Origin of the sequence: Mesorhizobium sp. M1A.F.Ca.IN.020.04.1.1, from assembly GCF_003997315.1 — a bacterium.
Classification (GTDB): Bacteria; Pseudomonadota; Alphaproteobacteria; order Rhizobiales; family Rhizobiaceae; genus Mesorhizobium.
On sequence record NZ_RZSN01000330.1, the window covers coordinates 1 to 2,600 of the forward strand.

Consider the following 2,600-nt stretch of genomic DNA (forward strand, 5'->3'; position numbering starts at 1 on the left):
TGTCAAAGAACCGACACCGCAGACGCGATGTCCCGGCCCCTTTCGCTTGCCGCTTCGGGGCCCTTCGAGTGTCGCTCACGCGGCTCTCTTGAATTTCACAGAGGGCAGATTGAGAAGCGAACTTCTCGGCCGCCAGCGGCGCGCCGCCCTCGTTGGTGAGGCGTATATAGTCGGGGGTTACTCGAACCGTCAACACCGATTTCGAACTTTTTTGAATTTTTTGCGACAAATTTTTCGACGGCTATGTTTCGCCAGCCAACCGCCCCTGCGGCACGTCCGCAGCCGTCCGCACCAAGCCCTATTGCCGCCGCATTGCGGTCGGACACCGGACATACAAGCAAGGCGCCCGCGTACGCGTGAGAGCCTCGACCGCAGACGACAAGAGCCGCGTTTCTAAGAGACGTGTGATTGGGGATATCGGCCCCGGCTTGCCGCTTCGTTTGACTTCACTGGCTGCGACAGGCAAATGTCATGGCCGCAACGAACAACGACAAGCCGTTTCGCCCGGGGAAGAAGCAGCCTTTCTGGATGCCAGACGCGGAAGATGTCATAGCCGAACTCGGCAACGAGCCGCCGCTGATCGCGGACGGCCGCAGCGGTCCGCCTGACCGCCGCGAAGTTTCGGCACGTTGGCTTTCGGGCACGTTCCTGACCGGGGTGACCTCGAGCGTGCTGATGGGCGTGGCCTTGTTCGCGGCCCTCGACGGTCGCCAGCAGCTGGCGACGCCGCCTGAAATCGCCGAGCTCATCAACCTCGCCAGCGGCGGCGACGATTCCGGCGAGCAGGCCAAGACGACAAGGCTGGTCGCGCCGCGCCAGATCGCCAGGGCCAAGGACCGCCGGCGCATGGAAGTGTCGATGGTCACCAAGGTCGGCGACCGCGACGTCATCCACACCATGCCGTTCGTGCAGATCAAGATGGCGCTCGCGGCCGGCCACACCACCAGCCGTCCTTACCCGCCATTCGACCCGATGCAGGTCTTCGGCGACGACGGCGACGACAACGCTCAGCCGGCTTCCGCCACGGCGGTCGCCGGCCAGATCTATGGCGCCAAGGTCGAAAGCGAGATGAGCCTGAAGACGGTCGACTTCCCGATCGAGACGGCATCTTTTGACGAAAAGAGCGACCTCTCCGCCGACGAGGTGGAAAAGGTAGTGCGCGAAGCCGGCAACGGCCTGAGCGACGGCGCCGTCCAGGTTGCGGCGCTTCATTATGTCGACCCGCAGCGCTTCGGCGACGCCTTCGCCGAGAGCATGGCGGGTTCCTACGACGTCAAGATCACGCCGGAGAACGTCTCGGTGGCGCCGCGCGCCACGCCGGACGACCAGACGCCGGCCTTCGCCGAGGAAATCATCCCTTTCACCGAGGACACCGATATCACCGACGCCTTCGCTGATTCGGGCTACACCGGCGATGACGCCACCGGCATGTCGGAAGCGATCGGCAAGCTCTTGAACGCGACGGCGCTCAAGGCCGGAACGGTGCTGCGCGTCGGCCTGGAGGTGCGCGGCGACGTCGCCAAGGTAGTCCGCACCAGCGTTTACGACCGCACCACGCATATCGTGACCATCGCGCTCGACGATCGCGGACAGTTCGTGCCGGCGCAGGAGCCGGAGCCCAATCCCGAATTGCTGACGGCGTTCGATGATTCGCAGCCGGTGGTGGTGCGCGGCAACCTGCCCAACGTCTATGACGGCATCTATCGAGCCGCCTTTTCCTATGGCATGTCGAAATCGATGACCCAGAAGCTGATCAAGCTTCTTGCCTCGGACGTCGACTTCCAGTCGCGGCTTTCGCCGTCGGACCGTCTTGAGGTCCTGTTTTCGCAGCCCGACGGCGACGACCAGACCTCCGACAGTTCTGAGCTTCTCTACGTCTCAGCCACCTTCGGCGGCCAGACGCGCAATTTCTACCGCTTCCAGATGCAGGACGGCGGCACCGACTATTTCGACGAGAACGGGTCGAGCGCCGAGCAATTCCTGCTGCGCAACCCGCTGCCCGCCGGCAAGTTCCGCTCCGGTTTCGGCGCGCGCCGGCACCCGATTCTGGGATATGTGCGCATGCACACCGGCGTCGATTGGGCCGCGCCCATCGGCACGCCTATCATCGCCGCCGGCAACGGTGTTGTCGAAAAGGTCGGCTGGGCCGGCGGCTACGGCAAGCAGATCATCATCCGCCACGCCAATGGCTACGAGACCTCCTACAATCACCAGAGCGCTTTCGCCAAAGGGATCGAGCCGGGCGTGCGCGTGCGTCAGGGCCAGGTCATCGGCTATCTCGGCCAGACCGGCCTCGCCACCGGCCCGCACCTCCACTACGAGCTGATCGTCAACGGCACCAAGGTCGACCCGATGCGCGTCCGCCTGCCGGTCGGCAAGGTGCTGAAGGGCGACGATCTCGTTGCCTTCAAGCGCGAGCGCGAGCGTATCGACGACCTGCTCAAGCAGGAAGACGGAAATTCGCTGAAGGTCGCCAGCGCCAAGACCGATTCGCAGCTTCCCAACTAATCCGACGAATCGCCCGTCTGCCGTGGCCAGGGCAGCGCCTGTCCGGGCACGGTGAGCCAGGCGAGGATCGACGATAGCAGGCAAAGCAGCGT

1 protein-coding gene is annotated in these 2,600 nt (G+C 64.2%); it reads left to right on the forward strand.

Annotated elements, in window-relative coordinates; genetic code table 11:
* Positions 1-528: 528 nt before the first annotated feature.
* The gene (locus tag EOA49_RS31425; RefSeq protein ID WP_127241063.1) at positions 529-2,508 is read left to right on the forward strand and encodes a M23 family metallopeptidase; all 1,980 of its coding nucleotides are present in this window, start codon (positions 529-531) and stop codon (positions 2,506-2,508) included.
* Positions 2,509-2,600 lie beyond the last annotated feature (92 nt).

Excerpts from the sequence above, each read along its gene's own strand:
- EOA49_RS31425 (WP_127241063.1), top strand. The coding sequence starts at position 529 with ATGCCAGACGCGGAAGATGTCATAGCCGAACTCGGCAACGAGCCGCCG.